At 38.4% G+C, this 23,256-nt stretch carries 17 protein-coding genes and 1 riboswitch; of the genes, 4 read left to right on the top strand and 13 right to left on the bottom strand.

Annotated features, from left to right (window positions below; genetic code table 11):
- Positions 1-3: 3 nt before the first annotated feature.
- The 11 genes from flgK to HNP81_RS09695 all read right to left on the bottom strand — a co-directional run bounded on the left by flgK (position 4) and on the right by HNP81_RS09695 (position 13,897).
- The gene (gene flgK, locus HNP81_RS09745) at positions 4-1,644 is read right to left on the bottom strand and encodes a flagellar hook-associated protein FlgK (protein ID WP_182502515.1); all 1,641 of its coding nucleotides are present in this window, start codon (positions 1,642-1,644) and stop codon (positions 4-6) included.
- A gap of 36 nt (positions 1,645-1,680) precedes the next feature.
- The gene (locus tag HNP81_RS09740) at positions 1,681-2,169 is read right to left on the bottom strand and encodes a flagellar protein FlgN (protein WP_182502514.1); all 489 of its coding nucleotides are present in this window, start codon (positions 2,167-2,169) and stop codon (positions 1,681-1,683) included.
- Between the two features lie 36 nt (positions 2,170-2,205).
- Positions 2,206-2,472, bottom strand: coding sequence for a flagellar biosynthesis anti-sigma factor FlgM (flgM, locus tag HNP81_RS09735; protein ID WP_182502513.1), 267 nt, complete (start codon positions 2,470-2,472; stop codon positions 2,206-2,208).
- A 133-nt stretch (positions 2,473-2,605) separates the two neighbouring features.
- Entirely contained in the window at positions 2,606-3,019 is a 414-nt protein-coding gene (locus HNP81_RS09730) for a TIGR03826 family flagellar region protein (RefSeq protein WP_182502512.1), read from the bottom strand.
- A gap of 163 nt (positions 3,020-3,182) precedes the next feature.
- Positions 3,183-3,899 (bottom strand): ComFC family protein, encoded by a 717-nt coding sequence (locus HNP81_RS09725; protein ID WP_182502511.1) that lies wholly within the window; start codon positions 3,897-3,899, stop codon positions 3,183-3,185.
- Entirely contained in the window at positions 3,892-5,292 is a 1,401-nt protein-coding gene (locus HNP81_RS09720) for an ATP-dependent helicase ComFA (RefSeq protein ID WP_182502510.1), read from the bottom strand. The genes HNP81_RS09725 and HNP81_RS09720 overlap by 8 nt, the downstream gene beginning before the upstream one ends.
- Before the next feature lie 156 nt (positions 5,293-5,448).
- Positions 5,449-7,935 (bottom strand): sensor domain-containing protein, encoded by a 2,487-nt coding sequence (locus HNP81_RS09715; RefSeq protein WP_182502509.1) that lies wholly within the window; start codon positions 7,933-7,935, stop codon positions 5,449-5,451.
- A 301-nt stretch (positions 7,936-8,236) separates the two neighbouring features.
- Positions 8,237-9,952 carry a methyl-accepting chemotaxis protein gene (locus HNP81_RS09710; RefSeq protein ID WP_182502508.1) on the bottom strand — a complete coding sequence of 572 codons (1,716 nt, stop codon included), beginning with the start codon at positions 9,950-9,952 and terminating at the stop codon, positions 8,237-8,239.
- A gap of 125 nt (positions 9,953-10,077) precedes the next feature.
- Positions 10,078-10,166: riboswitch (cyclic di-GMP riboswitch) on the bottom strand.
- Between the two features lie 453 nt (positions 10,167-10,619).
- Positions 10,620-11,462, bottom strand: coding sequence for a fatty acid kinase binding subunit FakB (locus tag HNP81_RS09705; protein ID WP_182502507.1), 843 nt, complete (start codon positions 11,460-11,462; stop codon positions 10,620-10,622).
- Positions 11,463-12,014: 552 nt separating this feature from the next.
- Positions 12,015-12,701: a response regulator gene (locus tag HNP81_RS09700; RefSeq protein ID WP_182502506.1), complete on the bottom strand. Its 687-nt coding sequence runs from the start codon at positions 12,699-12,701 to the stop codon at positions 12,015-12,017.
- A 56-nt stretch (positions 12,702-12,757) separates the two neighbouring features.
- Positions 12,758-13,897 carry a sensor histidine kinase gene (locus HNP81_RS09695; protein ID WP_028393516.1) on the bottom strand — a complete coding sequence of 380 codons (1,140 nt, stop codon included), beginning with the start codon at positions 13,895-13,897 and terminating at the stop codon, positions 12,758-12,760.
- A 673-nt stretch (positions 13,898-14,570) separates the two neighbouring features.
- Here HNP81_RS09695 and HNP81_RS09690 point away from each other — a divergent pair.
- Positions 14,571-15,203 (top strand): YigZ family protein, encoded by a 633-nt coding sequence (locus HNP81_RS09690; protein WP_182502505.1) that lies wholly within the window; start codon positions 14,571-14,573, stop codon positions 15,201-15,203.
- A gap of 132 nt (positions 15,204-15,335) precedes the next feature.
- Positions 15,336-16,352: an LCP family protein gene (locus tag HNP81_RS09685; RefSeq protein WP_028393514.1), complete on the top strand. Its 1,017-nt coding sequence runs from the start codon at positions 15,336-15,338 to the stop codon at positions 16,350-16,352.
- 267 nt (positions 16,353-16,619) lie between these two features.
- Here HNP81_RS09685 and HNP81_RS09680 read toward each other — a convergent pair whose 3' ends face one another.
- Positions 16,620-17,678: a glycosyltransferase family 4 protein gene (locus HNP81_RS09680; RefSeq protein ID WP_182502504.1), complete on the bottom strand. Its 1,059-nt coding sequence runs from the start codon at positions 17,676-17,678 to the stop codon at positions 16,620-16,622.
- A 339-nt stretch (positions 17,679-18,017) separates the two neighbouring features.
- Between HNP81_RS09680 and secA2 the strand changes: the two genes are divergently transcribed.
- Both secA2 and HNP81_RS09670 read left to right on the top strand, forming a co-directional pair.
- A complete protein-coding gene (gene secA2, locus HNP81_RS09675; RefSeq protein ID WP_182502503.1) occupies positions 18,018-20,372 on the top strand; it encodes an accessory Sec system translocase SecA2 in 2,355 nt (784 codons plus the stop codon).
- 100 nt (positions 20,373-20,472) lie between these two features.
- Positions 20,473-21,360 (top strand): accessory Sec system S-layer assembly protein, encoded by an 888-nt coding sequence (locus HNP81_RS09670; protein WP_182502502.1) that lies wholly within the window; start codon positions 20,473-20,475, stop codon positions 21,358-21,360.
- A 107-nt stretch (positions 21,361-21,467) separates the two neighbouring features.
- Here the strand turns inward: HNP81_RS09670 and HNP81_RS09665 are convergent, their stop codons facing one another.
- On the bottom strand, positions 21,468-22,967 hold the full coding sequence (locus HNP81_RS09665) for a phosphodiester glycosidase family protein (protein WP_182502501.1): 1,500 nt from the start codon (positions 22,965-22,967) through the stop codon (positions 21,468-21,470).
- Between the last annotated feature and the right edge of the window lie 289 nt (positions 22,968-23,256).

Genomic DNA, 23,256 nt, shown 5'->3' with positions numbered 1-23,256 from the left:
TCCTTATCTGCCGCCAGTTCCTAAGCCATTAACAATTTTATCAAGCATTTCATCCATCATATTAATCACTCTAGATGAAGCATTATAGGCCTGCTGGAATCGAATCATGTCTGTCATTTCTTCATCAAGTGATACTGCACTGACTGATTGGCGATTATAATCCACTGAATTAGCTAAGATTGTCGAATTCGTATAGTTTTTTTCTGCTCCTTGTGAATCTACCCCCATTGCCCCGATAAGTCCTGAGTAGAATGAATCAAGACTTCCATTTAATCCTGAAGGCAATTTTTTCTTTTCACCTGGATTTAAAGGGTCATCTTCAGTTAAATACGTATATTGATTAAAATCTACTTTTTTCAAGTCTGCTAATTTTTGCGCATTTTCATTATCCGCTGATGCACCGCTCTTTCCACCCGCAGCAATCAAAGTTGGGTCATCTAAAATTTCATCACGTACTTTAATGCCCTCTGCGGGATGCTTGCCTGGTATAATTTCAAAGAAATCTTTTTCATTACCCGCTTTTTTTATGATTGTCCCATCAGCAGCTGTATCAGTTTCTTCATTTAAGGCAAAACCTCGTCTATGAATCGCATTGAACTCATTCATAAACGCTTCCGTCATATTATTTAGCTTCTGAAGCATGTCTGGATAACGTCCAACTACAGTAGTAGTAGCTCCATCCGTCTTCATATAACCATAACTCTCAATCAACCCAGCAAGCTGTCCTGAAAAACTCGTATCCTTTACAAGTCTATCGCCAAACTTCACACCATCAACCATCTTCGGCGTTGTATTTTGATCATAAGATACTTCCACCTTGTTAATTCCAAGAATACCTGATTTATTCACACTTACTAGATTCACAGGTGGCGTATACGATGTCCCGTCTTTTGTAATTAGTTCAATATTATAAAGCCCTTCTGCGATTGGCTTCGCATTCCCATAATCACTTGGTATGACATTTGTAACTTTGATATTTACAAGTTGAGAGAGGCTGTCCACAAGTGAATCACGTTTATCGTATAAGTCATTAGGCAAGAAGCCATTTGGCTCTACTTCACTAATTTGTCGATTAACTTCACTAATATTCACAAGAATAGAGTTGATCTCTTGTTCCTTAACTGTAATTTGGTTACCGATATCCTTCTGAACACTCGTTAAAGAGTTATAGTAATAATTCAAAGTGTCAGCAACCATCTGACCACTTGCTGCTACAACTGAGCGAGCACCTGAGTTTTCTGTATTGGTAGATAAGTCCTGCAATGATTTCCAAAACTTGTCGAGAGTTGCTTGCAAGCCGGTTTCTGTCGGTTCGTTCATGATTCCCTCCATCTTGACAAGTGACTCACTAAGCGTTCCGTAATAGCCTACTTTGTTTGCCTGATTACGGAATTGTACATCAAGAAAGCTTTCACGCACCCGTTGCACAGACTCTGCCTGCACACCTGTACCAAGTTGTCCCGCTACCATCGGGCTGTTCATTCCTGGTGTAGGAAAAGCTGTGGTTTGAGCAAAATTAACTCGTTGCCGGGTATACCCTGGTGTATTAGCGTTTGCAACGTTTTGTGACATTGTATATAAAGCACTTTGTGAAGTATTCAAACCCCTCTTAGCCGTTTCAAGACCCATAAAGGTTGAGATCATGATTTAGACCTCCATTTCTATTAAAATATCGTTTGATTATGCCTGCGAATCAAATATGCTTTTCGCTTGGCGATTTTTATTTTGAATCGGCTTTTCATAATTGTATTCTTGCGGCCTCGGCCGTAACATATCGAGTGATAGATTGACATACTGTAAAGATTGGTAGATGAGCTGCTGGTTCAGAGAGTTTTTTTCTTTCAGGTGGCTCGCTTCATCGTTAAGCTCCGCTCGCAAACGTACAAGTTCCTGTTTTTCAGGACCAGCGACCATTTCGATGATTTCTGTTAATGTCGCTTTTGCCATTCCGGGACTTCTAGCCATTAAAAACTCGTGAACAGCAGCTTCTCTTTCCCGATCAATCATCTCAATCGCCTTCACGTACTTCTGTTCTTCATTCAGCAAGGCAGTGAGGGCAGCCATATCACTTCGCTTGATGATGTCGGTTTTTCTTGATGCTAGATCATGTAAGCCTTTGTGGAGCTTAATCAGTTTTTCTAGAGCAGTGATGATTTGTCCAGTAGACATAATTGTTGTTCCCTCCTCTGCCTTACTTAGCATTCACTATTTCTTAAAATAGTAATTCAAAATGCTTTTCGCTGTATCTTCAGCATTCAATTTATAATTGCCCGCTTCGTATTGCGCTTTTAATTGCTCTACCTTTTTTTGTCTTTCTAAATGAATCTGGGATGTTTGCTGAAGTTCTTTGGCTGTGGAGGATATTTCAATCTTGTCCGTTGCTTTAGCGGAAGAGATCTTTGCACTATCTACTTTTTGTTGTTGACGATTATACGGGTTCATTCCCGATGGTCCAAACTGATTAATCTTCATCTCGCAATCCTCACTTTCGGCTTTTTATTGACTCCTTTTTTACTATTATCGGTTAGCTTTTCGTTTTTTTTATTTGTTTCATTTGACAATCTTTTCATGTATTTGTCGAATGTTGTCTTTTTATTAGTGTACCCTATTCATCCATTCTACTATAATAGGCACTTTGGTGATCACGTTCCGCGATTTCCCGTTTACGTTGTTCTTCTTTTTCTACCACTGCCAAATCGGCACGAATCGAGTTTGTACAATTCCCACAGATTCTTCCTTCTTTAATCATTGTTCCACATTTTTCACATGGATAGCCGAGATTCGGAAATTGCGACAAACGCAATCTACCTTTTTTGACAAATTTGATCAAAAGTTCTTCTTCCACACCAGTTCCATCGACGACTTGCTGCATCGTAGCGGTACGGTTGGCAGCTTTGCGAATATATTTATAGACGATATCAAATTTAGCTTCTTCTTCTTTAAAACAGACATCACATACGTCACGAAATTTTGATTTCACGAACAATTTATTGCAATTTGCACAATTCGTTAACTCCATCTTGCTAATCCCCTTTCAGGAAACCTGCACTCTTTGACTATTATATCGACTGAAATCGGTTAAATATTAAGGGGTTTACAAAAAACATCCTTTAGCAAATAATCCCAACCCGACAATTAAAAAAGTGACCTCAAATGGCATCCCCTTTTCCACAGAATATTCCCTATCTGGCGAGCGTGAGTGATCTAATTTCAGTTGCCCCTGCAAGTTTGAGCGCTTTAGCAGCATGTCTTAATGTTGAGCCAGTTGTGTAAATATCATCAATTAGTAGGATTTTCTTTCCTGCTACCAGTTCGGGATCGGTGATCTGAAAAACTTGTGGCAAATTAATCCTGTCGCGGCGAGATTTCTTTGATTGTTTTTCTGTATGTATTCTCGCAAGCGGATAGATGCATGTTTGACCTGCAGTAATAGCTAATGCTTCTGCTTGATTAAAGCCCCGCTCTAACAGCCGTTCTCTACTTAGCGGAATCACAGCAACAGAATCAAACGCTAATGTAAGCAACGCATCCTTTATCAAAGGGGAAAAGACTTCTGCGATAGCATAGTCACCACGATATTTAAATTTAGCAATCGTTTCTTTCATATAATCATTATAATGAAACAGCGACCGATTTTCCGTTAAAAATCCTTGCCAATCCGGATCTTGTTCCCAACGGTGGCAATCTAAACAAAGCGAACCTCTTCGAAACTCGGCTGACAAAACTCGTGAGCATATTTGGCATAACTCGCCTCTAAGCGGATCAAATTTAGTGAAACAGTCCGCACAGACTGGCGTCTCCTGTTCCTGCATTAACAAACTCATCCATGATATCTTTTGGTTTATTTCTTGATCACAAAGCAGACAGAGACGGGGTTTTAAGATAGACCAATCAAACATCTAGCAACCCTCGCTTACTTGCTTCACGGTTCATGTTTTCAATATGCCAAACAGCTTTTACCATTTCCTCGCTTTTGCCATAATGAAAAAACGTAATATTCCCGGTCGGATGGTCCGCACTTCTTCCTACTCTGCCGGCGATCTGAACAAGGGCACTTTCAGAAAACACTTGATGCTCCGCGCCAATGACCGCGACATCCAATCTAGGAATCGTCACACCACGTTCCAAAATCGTTGTTGTCAGCAAACCGGGAACTTCCCGATTACGAAGCAGCGTGACCTTTTCTTTCCGCTCGGGATCTTCTGAATGAACAGCAAGTAGATGAGGTTCGATGTTTTGAAACAGAGGTAAGCATGCTTTCATCACTTTAATACTTGGGAAAAATAAGAGAATGGGGATATTGCGTTCAATCCGATCATGAACCCAGGATTGAATTTGTAGAGGGATTTTCTTTTTCTGAAACTGCTTTTGCCAATTGCCGCTCCATTTCATCGTTGGTACTGGAATCAGCTTACGATGGTAGCGTGCTGGAATTGTCACAGCTTGAAGTTTCCCTTTTCGATAAGCATTCTGCATTTGTCGTGATGGTGTGGCGGTTAAATAAATCGTAGATGAGGTTTGTTTTTTTGCCTTCTGTACAGCTTGCTGAAGGGATATGTCCATAGAGTACGGAAAAGCGTCGACTTCGTCAATAATGATCGTATCAAAGGCATTGGCAAAACGGTAGAGCTGGTGCGTTGTCGAAACAGTTAGAGGTGCGGCTAAGTGACGGTCTTCACTGCCACCGTAAAGAGCTGCGACGTCCATGTTTGGAAAAGCCTGTCTAATTCGCGGAGCAAGTTCAAGCACGACATCCGTCCTTGGTGTGCAAATACAAACCCGTTTTCCATTTGAGATTGCAGTGTCAATTCCTTTAAACAACACCTCCGTTTTCCCAGCTCCGCAAACGGCCCATACGAGGACTTCTTCATTTTGTTCAACCGCTGCAATCACTCTGTCTGAAGCCGTTTTTTGCCCGTCAGAAAGTGTGCCATCCCAAGCCATTACTTGAGGGGGAATCGAAAAATGAAGTTCAGGTCCGGTCCATGAGTAAAGCTCCGTACATTCACTTACACGCCCCATCATAATGCAGGAACGACAATATGTGCAGTTTTTTTGACAAAGGCTGCAAGGAAACGTGTAAAACAACTGTTGATTACGATTACTACAGCGTGAACATTGATATTTACCATTCTCACGGATGACACCAACTTTTGCAGCAACATAACCTGCTTGCATATGTTCTGTAAGCAATTCAGAGGGAAAAGGAATTTCAGCAGCAAGCAGTAATCGACCCGATAAGTGGTACTGCAAATGGGGGGAATACGGAGTGGTAGTGTGAGGGGAAATCATCGAAAAAAACCTCCTATTTATTTTTCATCATCTCTATATTCGCTACTCAATAAATAATCAGAAGAGTCAGACACCGCAACAACAAAATACAATATAAAATAAGGCATAAAACACTACATACTGATTTAGAGTGCGAGGTCAGCCCCTTCTAATCCATTAATTCGGCTGGAGGATTCTTTTTTGCAAAAGTGCTTTAAATTCCTCATTTGGAACAGGACGACTAAATAAATAGCCTTGAATTTGATGGCATTCTTCTTTTTTGAGCAGATTTAATTGCTGTAGCGTCTCTACCCCTTCAGCGACCACCTTTATTTGCAAGCCTTTTGCTAAATAAATAATCGATTTTGCGATAAACATATCTTGATCGCTATGAATCATATTTTGAATGAACGATTTATCAATTTTAATCACGTCAAACGGAAATTGAGTTAAATAAAATAGAGAAGAATATCCGGTACCAAAGTCATCTAAAGAGATGGTGATTCCCATTTCCTTTAATGAATTCATCGTGTTCTTCACTACTTCTTTATTGTGCAAACAAGAGCTTTCGGTCATTTCAAATTCGATATCGCTTGGCTGAATTCCCGCTTCTTGAATCGTTCTCTCTATCATTTGAAGCCAATCTCGTTTCATAAAATGGACAGCGGAAATATTAATCGAAATCGGCACCGTAGCTAGCTGAGCATCTTTCCATTTTCTTATCTGTTTACATACTTCTTTTAAAACCCAATTATCAATATGAACAATTAAGCCGTTTCCTTCAGCAATTGGCAGGAATTCCATCGGTGAGATGAGTCCCCACTCTGGATGATTCCAACGAATTAGAGCTTCGGCACTCATCATTTCACCTGTACAACTTTCGACTCGAGGCTGAAAATGCAACGTCATTTCGTTATTTTCTATTGCCTTCCTTAAGTCCCGGCCTAAGCTATATGATTTATAGGACTCGAGACTGCTTGATCGAGATATAATATTATACTTACTTTCACCTTGTTTCTCAGCTGTGTTTAATGCAATATCGGCATTGCTTAATAAGTCCGAGCTATCTATCCCATTGTCTGGAAAAACACTAATCCCAATACTTACAGTGACATATAATTCATAACCGTCTATCAAAAACGGCTCGATTAACCCATCAATAATTTGATTTGAGATCATTTCAAGTGTTTCAATCGAGTCCAAATTAATGACTAGAACACCAAACTCATCGCCTCCGAGACGAGCAAGTTGATCATTTTCTGGTAATAGAGAAGCAAGACGAGCAGCAAATTGCACTAATAATTCATCACCACTTGGGTAACCGATTGTATCATTGATATATTTAAAATGATCAATATCAATGATCATCACAGCAAACTTCTTATCGCTATTCGCGTACTCTCTAGCAAATCGTTTTATTTTTTTATTAAATTTTCTTCGGTTTGGCAGTTGGGTTAAATGATCATGATAAGAAATATGTTTCACTTTTTCATGTAACAGATGTTGCTCTGTAATATCTGTAATAAGGCTGTCTAATTGAATAAATGTTCCGCTACCATCTAAAGTAGGGATCATATATTGTTGTATCCACTTAATATCACCGTTCTTATGGATGATACGGTATTGATGACGAACGGCGTTTCCTTTTGCTAACTCATGGTATAGATCCACAAATGGCAACAAATCTTCAGGATGAACGATGGTTGTCCATTCAGTATTATTTTCCACTTCAGCAGCTAGATAGCCGCAGATTTGTTCAATTCCTTGCGTCCAAAGAATTATTTGCCCAGTCTGCATATTTACAGAACAGACCCCAACATCAAGGTTATTATAAATTCGAGAAAACTGCTTTTCTTTTTCCATAAGCTTCGACTCAAGTGTTTTACTTTTCGTAATATCTTGAATGAAGCCAATTACACGAACTGGTAGACCTATTTCGTCAAAAAGGACTTCCATTTGTACATACACATGACGAATGGCTTGATCTCTTCTCACAACTCTACATTCAAAATGAGCACTGCCATTGTTAAATAAAGTTTGCTGGAAGGCAATTTCAAGTTTAGGATGATCATCAGGATGGACAAACTCGAGAATTTGCTTATATGATGGTGAAAATTCTTCCTCTTCACTAATACCAAGAATCAATCGTTTTTGTTTCGAAAAAAACGTGCGATCGCTCTTTATTTCGTAATGAAAACTCCCAATATTGCCAATTTCTTCAATTGTATTAAAGTTTTCTTTGCACAGAAGTAACTCTCTTTCCTGCTCCTTTAAAACAGTCATATTTTTTATGATCATATACACTTCCATGCCTTCAGAAGTAACTATCGGAAGAAGGGTAATATTTGTATAGCGAGTATCGCCATTTTTGCCAACAACTAAAGCATTAAACCGATTTGTTTTCCCTAAAAAAGCATCTGTAACATACTTTTTTTGTTCATATGTATAATCTTGAATAAACGTCTCTATAAATGATTCATTGAAGTCTTGTTCCGTATAACCAAACTGTTGTGCAAATGCTTTGTTACAGTTTAAGAGATTCCCACTGACATCCAATTTGATAACAGCATTCAGGTGATCGATAATTAGAGAATGAAAGTCTTCTTCTCTGGTCATTACATTCATTCTTTTTTCCTTAGTTTCCCCCTGAAAAGACTTATTCATCTCAATAATCCCTCTCATTTAAATTTGATGAATGATTTCTATAAATAGGTGGACTTACGATCTCCATAAAAAAAAGATAAATCACAACTATGATTACAAAAAATAGATTCTACCTTTTATGTTTTTATTTGTTAATAATACCACACTTTTGACCTAAATGATTTCTTATACAACAACAAGATCGTAGCTTTCCATAATGAAAGGGTCAGACCCCGCAACTACTAAATACCGTTTAAGACGTGAACATGACACAATAAACAATATATAGCGTATGGGGTCAGACCCTTCTTGAAAATTCTTATTACACTTTAAATCTGCCAATTTGCTCTTGTAATTCTTCAGCCATATGAGAGAGTGTGGCAGCGGATGATGAGATTTCTTCCATTGATGCCAGTTGTTCCTCTGTTGCCGCCGCTACATTTTGTGTTCTTGAAGCAGCTGCTTCGGCAATTTCAGCTAATCGTTTTTCAGATTGTAAGACTTGTTCAGATCCCGCTGAAAGCTGTTGGGAAGCAGCAGACACTTCCTGGAGCTGCGCAGATATTTCATCCACAGAATAACGAATTTGCGCAAAAGATTCTCCAGCTTTATTTACTACACTAATTCCGCCGGTCACTTCACTAGTTGTTTGGCCCATCGATTGAACAGCAAGATTTGTCTCATCTTGTATTAATGTGATGAGTTCTGAAATATTCTGAGCCGATTCAGCGGACTGTTCTGCTAATTTACGTACTTCATCCGCTACTACAGCAAACCCTCTGCCATGTTCTCCTGCTCTTGCCGACTCGATTGCCGCATTTAATGCGAGTAAATTTGTCTGCGAGGCAATGCTTGTAATTGCTTCAATAATGTTGCCAATCTCTTTTGACCGTTCACCTAGCCCTTTGACAATTTGTGATAATTGCGTAACGGTCAAATGAATCGAATTCATTTGTTCAATTGTCGTTTGAATTGCTTCGTTCCCTTCCAGCGCTTTTTGTGATGTTTCTACCGAATTGGCAGATATATTATGAGCATGGGAAGCAATCTGTTGAATACTTAGCGCCATTTCTTTTACGACCTTCGAACTCTCCTCAGTGTTCTTAACCTGCTGATCCGCTCCATGTGCCACTTCTTGAATGGTATTGGCAATTTGTTCACTTGCTTTACTCGACTCTTCTGAACTTGCCGTTAATTCCTCAGAGGCAGCGGCTACTTGTTCAGAAGTTATGTTTACTTGTGCCATCAACTCGCGCAACTTTACCATCATATTATTAAAAGAATGAGTCAATCGACCAATTTCATTTTTGGATTGATAACTCCCCGCAACGGTTAAATCCCCATTTTGCGCATTTTCCATTAGTGTTTCAATTTCTTTAATCGGATTGGTAATCATCCGCGTTATAATAAATCCAAGTACACCTTTTATCACAATAAACAGAAGAATCATGATAATAACAATATTATTACTGTCATGACTGCTCTCTGTAATACTTTTACCTAATTCGTCCGCATAACTCTCCATATATTCGCCTATTTCATTCAGTAATGAATTGGATTTTTCTCGTGCTGGCTGTACTTCCTGCTGATATTTAGCATAGCCTAAAAAATCCTTATCGCCTGACAGTACAACATTGTATACGTCTTCAACCGCATTTACATATTTCTGATACTCTTTCTTAAATTGAGATAGATGTTCCACCTCAGATTCAGATATCAGACTTTTATCTAACGCCTGTATCAACGTTTCATTGTCCTTCTTTAGCGCGTCAATTTGTTCTTTTAAATCCTGTTTCTTTTTTATATCAGATGTAAGCAACATCTCAAGTGTACTATTATCGATCGCCCGTGTGTTTATGCGAATTTGACCTTGCCATTTTACCGGAAGCAAAGCATCCCAGTACATTTGATCTGATTTTTTATTCATTTGATTCATATAGTAGTATCCAGTTCCACCGATTACACCAAAGATGATGAAAGAACTAAGTATTAGTACGAACAGTTTCTTACCAATTGCAGCATTACGTAAACCCATCATTCCTACTCCTTTTTCCTAATCTTCAAATATTTTTTGCTTAACTTATAAAAAGAAAGAGTCCAGTTACACCTGCACACATTTAGGATCAAAAATGCTATAAACATTCAGTACATTTTACCTATCCTCTCGGCAACCTGGCGATCCTTGTACACAAGTGACTTTAGACCCATGGCTTTGCGTCCTCCCCTTTCGATGAAGTTTGCTATTTTCTAGAAAGATAAGGTGAATCTTCCATATTGATTGATGCTTCGAAATTATACCATGACCACTACTAAAATAATAGATTCCTATCCGATTCTTTCGTACTAGGTAAAATGTAATAGCGCGATCCGATACAACTCTAAAAATATCAAGAATTAATCGACTACATATTCATTCGATTACTCGAAGACCCAAATCCGAGCTTATTTCACGTAAAACTAGGGCGGCCTATGCCCAAGATGCTGGATACAGAAATTTACGTGCCACATTTCCAAATTGCGTGCCGGAATAAGCACTTTTCATGCCGGATTTGAAATTTACGTGCCGGAGCGAGCTCTTTTCGTGCCGGATTCCTGATTTACGCGCCTTAGCAAGTCTTTTCGGTTCAGCATAGATAACGGATCACATACTAAAATCCTAACTAAACTAACAAAAAAACGCCCACCCCAACAGAGGTCAGACGTTCTTAAACCTTGTACCAGCCCATCGCCATGGAGCCTTCGCCAAGATGTGTGCCAATAACTGGTCCGAAATAGCTGATATCGAATTCAACATTCGGATATTGTGTTTTGAGTTCTTTTTGCCATTCTTTCGCTTCTGCTTCTCGTTTTGCATGGATAATGACTGCTTTATACGTGCCGCCTTGAGCCACATCTTGACCGAGTAGATCAGCAATTCGTTTCATCGCTTTTTTCCGGGTACGGATTTTTTCAAAAGGAACGATCACTTTGTCTACAAAATGGAGGATTGGTTTGACTTGAAGGAGGCTGCCAATCAACGCCTGGGCACTGCTCAAACGTCCGCCACGCTGCAAATGTGCCAAGTCATCCACCATAAAATAGGCACGTACGGATTGCTTGATGACGTCCAATCGAGCAAGAATCTCGTCTGGCCCTTTTCCATCTAAGGCCATCTTCGCTGCTTCAAGAACATAGAAAGCTTGAACATAACAGCTGATTTCCGAATCAAAGCCGTGCACATCTAGACTTTCAACCATCTCTCCTGCACTAACCGCTCCTTGATACGTCCCACTAATCCCACTTGATAAATGGATACTCACAACTGCCTCATACTCTTGCGCTAATTCCTCATACTTCTCGACAAATAAACCTGTTGGCGGCTGAGATGTTGTCGGAAGCTTATCCTGTGTTTTAACCACATCGTAAAATTCATCCGCTGTTATATCAATTTCTTCCCGATATGTCTCATTGCCGATCACAACTTGAAGCGGAACCATATGTATATGAAATTGTTTACGTATATGTTCCGGAATATAGGCCGTACTATCCGTAACAACTGCCGTTTTCATAAAACACTACCATCCTTATTTCATTATTCTCATTTAAACATAATCACCATTTTATCTGAAAATCCCTCTATTTGCATCATAAATCTTGCGGTACTTTTAATAGAAAGTCGGAAAGGAGCCCTTGGATTTGGATCGCAAGACCTCATTCACGTCGCGTGAAAGCCAGATCTCGAATCGCGAGACCTTTATTCCAGAGCGTAGTACTTGAATTTTGGATCACAGGAACTCGATTATACGTATAGTTTCCTTCTGAATCCATTGCATGCAAAACTCCTACAAGGTTATTACGTCACCTTTCACATGAAGATCAATCTTATAACACGCTACACTCACCTAATCACAATGGTGGCGGTGCGAAGCCAGATTTTGGACAGCTTTTCAATAATATTAGTATAACCGTTAAGTAGATTGGCTATATTATTAAATCGCGAAGACCCGCCCCATGTCCTTCAAATAAAAATCGCCCAGCCTTAATCGTTGTAACATCGATCAAGCTAGACGATTTTCGTTGGCTTCCTCCAACATTTCAGCTGTGGACATCCAATCATTTATTTATTTTACTTCAACCCAACCGTTTTTAATTGCTGAAATAACAGCTTGCGTACGGTCATTGACATTCATTTTTTGCAAAATATTGCTGACGTGGTTTTTTACAGTTTTTTCACTGATGAACAGCGTTTCACCGATTCCACGGTTACTTTGACCATCTGCTAAAAGCTGAAGCACTTCACATTCCCGACGCGTTAATAAATGAAGCGGTTTTCTGATTTCAGGTATATATAAAGAAGATTCTCTTTCTTCCATTTGTTCAATAGCAATTCGACGATACTCTTTTACTAGATTGTGGGTAACTTTCGGATGCAGGTACGATCCGCCGTCTGCCACTACTTTTACAGCTTCTACTAGCGCATCTGCGTCCATTTCTTTTAATAAATAACCTTGTGCCCCAGTCTGAAGTGCATGGGTTACATAGTTCTCATCATCATGAATCGATAGAATGATAATCTTCATATCTTGGAAACGCTCAATGAGTAATCTAGTTGCCTCCACACCATTTAGTTGTGGCATATTAATATCCATGATGACTACATCAGGACGGTGAGTTTCTACTAAATTCATCGCCTCACAACCGTCGTCCCCTTCTGCAACTACATCAAATGCAGGTTCAAATTCTAGAATTTTTTTTACACCTTCACGAAAAAGCTGATGGTCGTCTATAATAATAATACTTGTTTTCAATCGTGCTTCCCCCTTGTCTTTGTACCATTACCAAATTTATTTTTCTATCTAATCATTTATTTAAGTGGGACTTTTATTGATACGAGTGTTCCAACACCTTGATGGGAATCTATCATCATTTCGCCTTCAAGAAGCTCGACACGTTCCCTCATCCCCATTAATCCAAATGATCCTGCTTTTTGAACATCAGAATCAAAGCCAATACCATCATCCTTCACCATGACAATGACCATTTCTTTCGTCATCGAAAGCTTGACTTGGATGCTTTTCGGTTTTGCATGCTTCAACGCATTTTGAATGGATTCTTGCACGAGACGGAATAGCGCGACTTCCATATCAGACGGCAGTCTTTTTTCCTCACCTAAATTTATAAATGTCATGTTTATACCGTGGTTGTAATCTTCGGTCGTTTGCAGGTATTTTCTTAAAGTAGGTATTAACCCTAGATCATCGAGTGCCATTGGACGTAAATCATAAATAATTCGGCGCACCTCATAAAGTGCATTTCTGACCATTACCTTCAAGTTCCGAATTTCTATGATCGCTTCATCACCGCCTCGTTCGCGATAAATTCGGTCAATTAAGTCTGACCGCATCATGACATTTGCCAGCATTTGTGCCGGTCCATCATGAATTTCACGAGAAAGCTTCTTGCGCTCTTCTTCCTGCGCCTCAATGATTTTCAAGCCAAAGTCTTGTTTGCGTTTCGCATCCTCAAGCACGGCACCCACTTGCTTCAAATCACTCGTTAAATAATTCAAAACAACCGAAATTTGTGAAACAAGATGCTCTGCTCGATCAATCGTCTGTTCAAGCCCACGCAACCTTCTTTCTAAATCATCCCTACGTAGCCGCAATTGTTTCTCCATTTGACTGTTCATCTGTAAATCCGCTTGTAACTTATGAGCAACCTCATAAGCATCACGAACTTGTTGTTCAGAAAAATCATTGAAATACTTGCTCACTTCCGAAAGACGTTTTCTCGATAATTTAGCCTTTTTTTCGAGCACATCGCATTCTTCGATCACGATGGCAACCCGGATTTTCACTTCTTCAAGCTCCTTCGTTATCTCTTCAAAATCACGAAGGCATTGCTCTTTAATTTCAAATATTTCAACTTTGCTGTCTCCAACAGTCGTGATCATCGTTTCAACTATCATGTCCAAAGCTTTTACATCCATTTTTTTTAAGGACATTTAGATTCCTCCGATTACATCCAGCCTTTTGGTTGGTTTATCTCTTACATCAACGCCAATTGACTGATTTTCACTTTATTGAATAAAAGTATTCGCTTCTTAGTAGTAATTGCCAAGGTCTATTGTCGCACAAATCGCACGTAACTCGCCCTTTAGCCATTGTTCATTCATATCCTATATATGCCGTTTGACTTTCCGACTCTATATTATTATCCTAAGCCATTCTAGCCAGTATAAGCAAACGGTGAATGAATCCATTATACCTAAAAATAGGTTGACCACATAAGGAATTATAATTACATCCCTTGTAGCTCTAAGCTTCAAACGTCCCAATTTTTCCTCTAGAAATTTCAAGCTTGCTTTTTCAAACAATATATTCTTTTAAGCATAATCTCATCATCTAGTACAGAAAAATGTTATAGAACAATAGACCTTATTATACCATGAAGAAAACAGCCTAATATTAAAATTTCTTTACACACCTTACTATCGTATGACTTTTAAGAAAAAATAACTACATACTTAATACTATCGTACAAACACGTGCCCATCGAAAATTGCAGCAATATGGCGAAAGCCTTATAATAAAGAAAAGCCTTACACTCTTTTAAAAAAATTAAACATTATCTTTTTATAAATCAAACTACTATTTTTTAAAAAGAAAGGAGTTATTATGCTACAATCCTACCTAACTGTAAAAGGCAATGGCATACATGAAATCATCATTGATAAGTCCCGCTTCATTTCTCATATTGCCCGTACAGAAACAGAAGAAGAAGCCCAGGCCTTCATTCAACATATCAAAAAATTACACAAAGATGCTACACATAACTGTTCTGCCTACTTAATTGGCGAGCATGATCAAATCCAAAAGGCACTTGACGATGGTGAACCAAGCGGTACAGCTGGCGTCCCTATTCTTGAAGTACTGAAAAAAAAGGGTCTAAAAGATACGACAGTCGTTGTTACTCGATATTTTGGCGGCATCAAGCTGGGAGCAGGCGGCTTGATTCGTGCCTACAGTAAGTCAACATCAGAAGGAATTGATGCAACTGGGATTGTCGAAAGAAAGCTCATGCAGGTAATGGCTACCCATATCGATTACACCTGGCTTGGCAAACTGGAAAATGAGCTGCGATCGTCTATTTATGAAGTAAAAGAAATACATTACCTTGAAAATGTAATCATTGAAACATATGTAGAAAAGTCTGGAAAGGATGCCTTTACAGCTTGGATGACAGAATTGACTAATGGACAAAATCGGATGGAAGAAGGGGAACAGCTGTACCTCGAACGAGATAAATAATCCATTTCCTAAAACGGCTTTCTACTACCTATAATATTTATTTTACGAAACAGTAAAAAAAATGTAGAATGTTGTAGAGTATAGTTTCATAGATATATCAGTCTGGATTCTGCCCATGAAGGAGAAAGAAAAATGTCAAACCAACGCATGTACAGAGTTACCAAAAGAAGGCGCAAGAAGAAACGCAAAAAACTTGTTGCATGGTTCTTGGTTCCGCTTTTATTACTAACTATCACTGGCACTGCCTATGGAGCGTACTTGTACAATAAAGCCGCTTCTGCCATTGATAAGTCTTTTGAATCAATTGGCCTCTCATCTAAGCGTGAAGCGAAGGTCAATCCAGAGGTAGACAATACATCCATTCTATTTATTGGTGTGGATGATAGTGATTCTAGAAAGTATGAAGAGTCCACACGCTCAGATGCTTTAATACTGGCTACTTTCAATCAAAAAGATAAATCGATAAAATTATTAAGTATTCCACGAGATTCTTATGTGTACGTCCCTAAAAAAGATCGTTACACAAAGATTACACATGCACATGCATATGGCGGTCCCAAGGTCACCGTTGAAACCGTTGAAAACCTTCTTGATATTCCAGTCGATTATTATGTGCGTATGAACTTCTATGCATTCATAGATATTGTCAATGCTCTTGACGGAATCGAAGTCGAAGTTCCTTATGAATTGAATGAGAAAAACGCTGAAGATCAACATAACGCAATTCACCTTGAACCTGGCTTGCAAACCTTGAATGGTGAAGAAGCATTAGCACTTGCACGTACACGTAAGCAAGATAGCGATCTTTTACGAGGGCAACGGCAACAAGAAATTATTCAAGCTATGATAAAAAAGGCAACAACTATTCACGCTGTAACGAAATATCCTGATATAATCGAAGCGGTCGGTGGAAATATGAAAACGAACTTGACCTTTAATGAAATGAAAACATTTGTTGAGTACGCTACCGCTAAAAATGACCTGACAATTGATACCCTTCAACTCGAAGGTACAGACGGTAGAGAAAATAACTCATACGTCTTCAACCTTGATAAAGATAAGCTGACAGAAACACAAAATTTATTGAGAAAACATTTAGGGTTAACGAACAGAAAAAGCGTTGGCAGCCTTTCACACGATGATGAATGATGAATAAATTACAGTTGTACCATATAAGGTGCAGCTGTTTTTTGATTTTATTCACAATGTTTTTTTAAACGATACTCTCATAAGTAGTTTTATTTAAGCCGACTCGGTTTAACTAGGTTGTTTTATCCGTTTATTAGAATATTTGAGAGGAAATTTCATAAATTAACCCAAATTAACAAAGAATAAATATAAAATGCAATAATTGATCCAAAATCTTTTAACACTAAAAAAAGTAAAAAAACCTCTCCATAATAGAGAGGTCTTACATTAACGATCTTTCATTTGATCATTTTTTGCATTGATGAATCGCAATAAAGGTTGGTATTCCTTACCGATCAAACCTACTTTTTCTACAATAACTTCAACAGCAAGCAAGAGCACAAGACCTATTAAAATCGCGCCCCAAGACGTAGCCATCGAAAATATAAAAGCAGATAATCCGCAACATGCAGCCATTGCATAAATGAGTAATACTGTTTGTCTATGTGAAAAACCTACTTCAAGTAAGCAGTGATGCAGATGTGATTTATCTGGTGCTGATAACGGCTTCTTGTGTTTAATTCGACGAATAATCGCAAAAAATGTATCAGAAATTGGAACTCCGAGGATAATAACTGGTACGATCAATGAAATCATTGTGACATTCTTGAATCCCATAAGGGAAAGAACTGCAATCATATATCCTAAGAATAACGCTCCTGTATCACCCATAAAGATTTTCGCCGGATGGAAATTGTAAAACAAAAACCCAAGTGTGCTACCTAAAAGGATGAGAGCAACGCTCGTTACATATATATCACCTTTTAGAATCGCCATTCCTGAGATGGTAATTAATGCAATCGATGAAACACCAGCTGCAAGTCCATCAAGGCCGTCAATCAAATTAATTGCATTTGTTATACCAACGACCCAAATAATCGTTAAAGGTATAGCAAGTATTCCAAAATGAAGCTCGCCACCAAAAGGCAAGTTAATATAATCTACCTGAACGCCGCCAATAACGACAATGCCTGCTGCAACTATTTGAGCGAGAAATTTTAATTTAGCGGATAATTCGAATAAATCGTCGAAAAATCCAGTAATTATAATGATTAATCCCCCAACAAGAAGTGGGATTGTTGATAAGTCATCCGTAGGTCTTAGAAAAACCCAACCGATGAGAAAACTAATATAAATTGCCAATCCGCCAAGACGGGGCATAACTTTCTGATGAACTTTACGATAATTAGGCTTGTCAGTCGCACCAATCTTAATGGCAAATTTCTTAACAAGCGGTGTAATGATAATAGATGCCACAAAGCATAGTAACAAGGCAAGGTAAACCATGGAGTACCTCCTTAGAAATATCATATCCAAATTAAGATTAAAGAATGAGCAGATCGGTACATTTCATTTATTTGGTAGTTCAGCAAATAGTCACCTGACGCTATTCTCTTTTTTCCTAGTCCAATCAACAAAAACTGATATCATCAAATATGATACTAGAATTCTAATAAACTTACAAACTATTTTTATCTAATATGATATTACCTTGCTTTACTTGATATATACAAACGGTTAATTGTTAAATTTTACAGACTTTTACTATGTATAGCAAATACCTCTTATTTTTGGTAATATTATAACTTGAAAGAAAGAATTTATGCTAGTTAAGGAGCGTTTTACATGTTGTCCTTTCTGAAAAACACCTTTGGAGATACAAATCAAAAAAGACTTACTAAATATTATAAAATGGTGGATGAAATTAATGCATTAGAGCCAAAATATATTCAATATTCCGATGAACAGCTTAAAGAAATGACGACCCAATTTAAAGATGATTTAACAAACGGGCATACGATAGATGACATCAAATTAGATGCCTTTGCTGTAGTTCGAGAAGCATCAAAACGAGTACTTGGGATGAGGCATTTTGATGTCCAAATGATCGGCGGACTTGTCTTAACGGAAGGAAATATCGCAGAAATGGCCACGGGAGAAGGAAAAACACTAGTTGCTTCCCTTCCAAGCTATTTACGTGCTCTTGAAGGCAAAGGCGTTCATGTCATTACTGTCAATGATTACTTAGCCACTCGAGATCGGGAAAAAATTGGGCAAATTCATGAATTCCTCGGATTAACGGTCGGTTTAAATGTACCAAATATGCAGCCGAATGAAAAGAAAGCGGCCTACCTTGCGGATATTACGTACGGAGTGGGTACGGAATTCGGGTTTGATTACTTACGCGATAATATGGCTGTTAGTATTGCAGATAAAAGTCAAAGACCCCTTCATTATGCCATCATTGATGAAGTAGACAGCGTACTCGTAGACGAAGCAAAAACGCCATTAATTATCGCTGGAAAATCACATTCTAACAGCGATTTGCAACATATTGCTTCTCGTCTTGCGAAACGCTTTAAGAAAGAAGAAGATTATACATTTGATCCAGAAACGAAAGCAACAAGCTTAACCGATGATGGTATCGAGAAAGTTGAAAAAGCATTTGGCATCGATAATCTTTATGATCTTGAGCATCAAACGCTTTTTCATTATGTCATTCAAGCCGTTCGTGCCCATGTCATGTTTGAAAAAGATGTCGATTATATTATCAAAGACGGAAAGATCTTGCTAGTTGATATCTTCACTGGTCGCGTCATGGAAGGTCGATCGTTAAGCGATGGGTTGCACCAAGCGATTGAAGCGAAAGAAGGCCTTGAAATTACAGAAGAAAATAAAACACAAGCTTCTGTTACGATTCAGAACTACTTCAGAATGTATACGAAGCTATCCGGAATGACAGGTACGGCCAGAACCGAAGAAAAAGAATTTCAAAATGTGTACGGCATGGACGTGATTCAAATTCCAACCAATCGGGACAAAATCCGTGTGGATCATCAAGATGTTATTTTTAAGACACTAGACCAGAAATACCGAAAAGTAGCTGAAGAAGTAAAACGAGTGCATGCAACTGGTCAACCTATCTTAATCGGGACAACCTCTATTCTACAATCCGAAAAAGTTGCTTCCTATTTAGAGGAAGAGAACCTGCCTTTTAACTTACTTAATGCCAAAAGTGTGGAACAAGAAGTAGAATTGATTGCTATGGCTGGACAACAAGGCCAAATTACAATCGCTACCAATATGGCCGGGAGGGGAACCGACATTCTACTTGGAGAAGGCGTTGCTGAGCTTGGCGGTTTGCACGTAATTGGCACAGAAAAACATGAAAGTAGACGAGTAGACAACCAATTGCGTGGACGCGCTGGACGTCAAGGTGACCCTGGTTCCTCACAATTCTATATTTCACTAGAAGATGATATGATTAATCGATTTGCCGCAGAAGACCTAGAAAAGCTTGAGAAAAAGTTTACATCTGATAACACAGGCCTCATCACCTTTAAAAAAATCGGTGAATTCGTGGATCGTGTTCAGCGGATTGTCGAAGGGTCCCACTATTCTATGCGAGAATACAATTTAAAATTAGATGATGTTAGTAACGAACAACGAAATATTATTTATCAATTGCGCAATCGGATCATGGAAGCCGAAAACATTGATAGTCAACTAGAATCACATGTTCGAAATGCCATACAGAACGTAATTGACCAGTTTTGCTCAGAGGAGACTGCACCTGAAGAGTGGCATATTAATGAGTTGACTGCAAAAATTAATGAATTTCTACCTGGCTATCCTATAACTCTTTCAGACTCTATTCAGAATAAGAAAGAAATAGAAAAATCCATTGAGTATAACCTAGGAACATATTTTGCAAGTATCGAAACAACTCCAGCATTCTTCCAAACGTTGAAAATCTGGCTATTACAAGTAATCGATACCGAATGGATTCAACACTTAGAAAACATGGCCCGTCTAAAAGAAGGCATTGGACTACGCCAATATCAACAAGAGGACCCTTTACGCCTCTACCAAAAAGAAGGACTTGAGTTATTTACGTATACGTTTAATTCAATTGAAATGGCTATGGCTGTGAAGATCGCGCATTTCGTTCAAATGGTTAATGACCAAGTAGAAGCTTAAAAATCCATCCCAATAGTAGCTAATACAGAATCCGATAGATGTATAAAACATTACATACTTATTCAGGGTACGTCTTTACATTATAAGGAGTTAGATAAATATGGTGTCGATTTTCAAAAAAAAGATTAACAAACTTAAAAAAGAAGGAAAAGATTCTATTATTTCTTCTGGCGAGCTATTAAATGAAACGGATGTTCAGACAGATGAGGAAATTATTACTGAATTATCCATTCATCCAGAGTGGAATCTATCAAGCGAACAAAACTATGTATATCGATTCCTAAACAATGAGCTTGCCCCATTGAAACCGAATCAAATCTCATTATCTGGTATTGAATTACGACCTGAAAACAATGAAGTCGCTGCGATTGCCTTTGTTCGCAACAGCTTAAATAAAGCGATCACCTTCGAAGAAGTTAAACTATTGCTTTTGGATGAAAACAAGGAAACAATTGCTAGTCATTCCTTCGATATGAGTGTACTTGGGGAACTTCCTGCTAGAAGCAGCCGCCCTTGGATGTTCGTTTTCCCCGCTGACACAGTTTTGAAAAAAGACTTCTCAACGAAAAACTGGACAATTGCTTTTGAACTTAAAGCTAAGCACAGACTGGATCTTGCTGAATCTTGGGAAAAGGGAATGCCAGAAGCCGAGCGCAAAAAACTAGAAATGTATGTCGAAAAAATTGATCCTCCTCGTGAAGGTGAAGTGAACTTCTTAGGCTTACAAGCGAAAAAATCAGAGAACGGCGACCTTCATGTCACCATTTTAATTCGTAATGGACATAATAAAAACGTTAAAATTGAAAAGCTTCCATTAGAAATGATTGATGCTTCTAAGGAAGTCGTTGCTAAAGGCGGTTTTTCATTAGAAGATTTAGAAATTAAAGCAAACACATCCAAACCTTGGACATTTATTTTTCCAGCAGCGATGGTTTTAAAAGCAGACATGGACTTATCGACTTGGTCGTGTAAACCGGTTCAGTCATAATAGAAAGAGGGTGACCCAAGTAAGGTGTCAGACCCCACAATGCTATATCTAGTATAGTTGCTGTGCGTGGGAGTCAGACCCCTGATAGGGTACCCTCTTTCTCTATATTATTTTTTCTTTGTTGATTTAGCCTCTACTGTCACAGGCACCTTTACAGAAACACTGGCATAATTCACTGTCACAAATCCAGTACCCGGTTGAGTAGCTATAAATTTATTCCCGGACATTTTGCCAATCTGATTAATTGAAGGATCCGGTACAATTTTAACACCAGTTTTGTATATTGGTAGCAAGTTATTGTAAGAATCGAGGACAGACGTAACAACAAAATCAGTTGAATCTCCAGGTTTCAAAGTACTTGCCTTTGTTTTTTTGACTGTAATCTTTGCAGGAGGTCCATAGGGAGCAGTACTAATTGCCTGTAAAACGGTCGAAACTGGGCGCATTCTTCCATCAGATGGACTGTTAATAAGACCAGCATAGCGGCTGCCCGGATTTCTAATAGCCATCGTAGTAGAGCCACCACCATCTAGATTAATTGCTTGATAGGCACCAAGACTGACTAAATAATTGGCAAACTCTTTTAGAGTCATACCAGGGTTACCTTTCGTATTATCTACTGTAACCATGTATACTCTAGTACCAGTATCATCAACAGTAATCGCTGTTCTTGCTCTTCTAGTTTTCGCTTTAGCTGTTGACGTATCAATGGTAAGATTTGCTTTACCTTCTTGAACTAATAAAGGACCACTAGCGAGCATGAACTTTGCATTCTGCCATTTTTCATCAATATCAATGGTTAAAGCAATCTCGTCACCTATCTTCATATTCCGAACTTGATCTACTGCCATCCCTTGTGTCGAAATGACAAATCCATCTTTCGGTATCAAGGCACTCGATTTTTCACCATATGATCTTATACCCACAATTCGAGCTGTTACAGACTCACTAAAGCCAATACTCTTATTAATATCCTTTGACGTGTTCTCAGCTATCACTTCATACCCAGTTGAATTCGTTCGCGTATTCGGATAACGGAATGAGGATGTGAAAAGCACACTTTCATCTTCACCTCGCGGCCGATTAAAACCGCTTAATGGATATGTATTCCCTTGATAAGTGAAAGAAGCTTGGATGCTATAACGATCAATGATCGCCTCCCCACTTTCATCCATCCCAAATGCAGCTGGAACAGACATGAATCCCGTATCTTCTACCTCTCTTTCTGATCCCAAATTAATAATTTGCTTATTTTGAGCTAATAGATACATAGGTAGCTTGCTATCTCTCATATGGAACAACGAAGCATTCACAGCACCTATGACATGATGTTGATCATATGTGTTTGCTTTCGCAAATGCAGGAACGTTTTTCCATGTATTGAGCGGGTCATTATAACCCATCTCAATTGTTATGTTTGGATTAGCAAGATTTAAATTAAGTACATGAACCGCTTGTTTCTTCTTAGCTACAGTCGTTGTTTCATACCTAATCTGAGCACCTGGTGTTAACATAGCAGTCTTTGCATAACTATAGTTAACGCCAACGAATAACGTTGTGAAAGTCAGTAGAAGAAACAAAATACATACATTTCTATAACGCCTCAAAAAAACCATCCTTTCATTATCAAATTACATTAATCTGGTAAATACTATAATCTATTATAGACGAATACATAATTTTTCCAAGTCATTATATTCTATTAAGATAGTAGTATGTAACATTTCCCTTCTATATTAGGTGATCTACTATTTTCCCGCACAAAAAAGCTACCTGCTAAATTCATTTAGCAGGTAGCTTTTTAGACAAAGACCAACCATATCCCTTTATTTTCAACACAAAACGGAATTTTATTACTTATATATAGATTATCATATTAGGAATATTTTTCAATAG

This window comes from Peribacillus huizhouensis, from assembly GCF_014138605.1.
Lineage (GTDB): Bacteria > Bacillota > Bacilli > Bacillales > DSM-1321 > Peribacillus > Peribacillus huizhouensis.
The sequence above is the reverse complement of the archived record's forward strand: the minus strand, read 5'-3'. Positions and strand labels throughout refer to the sequence as shown.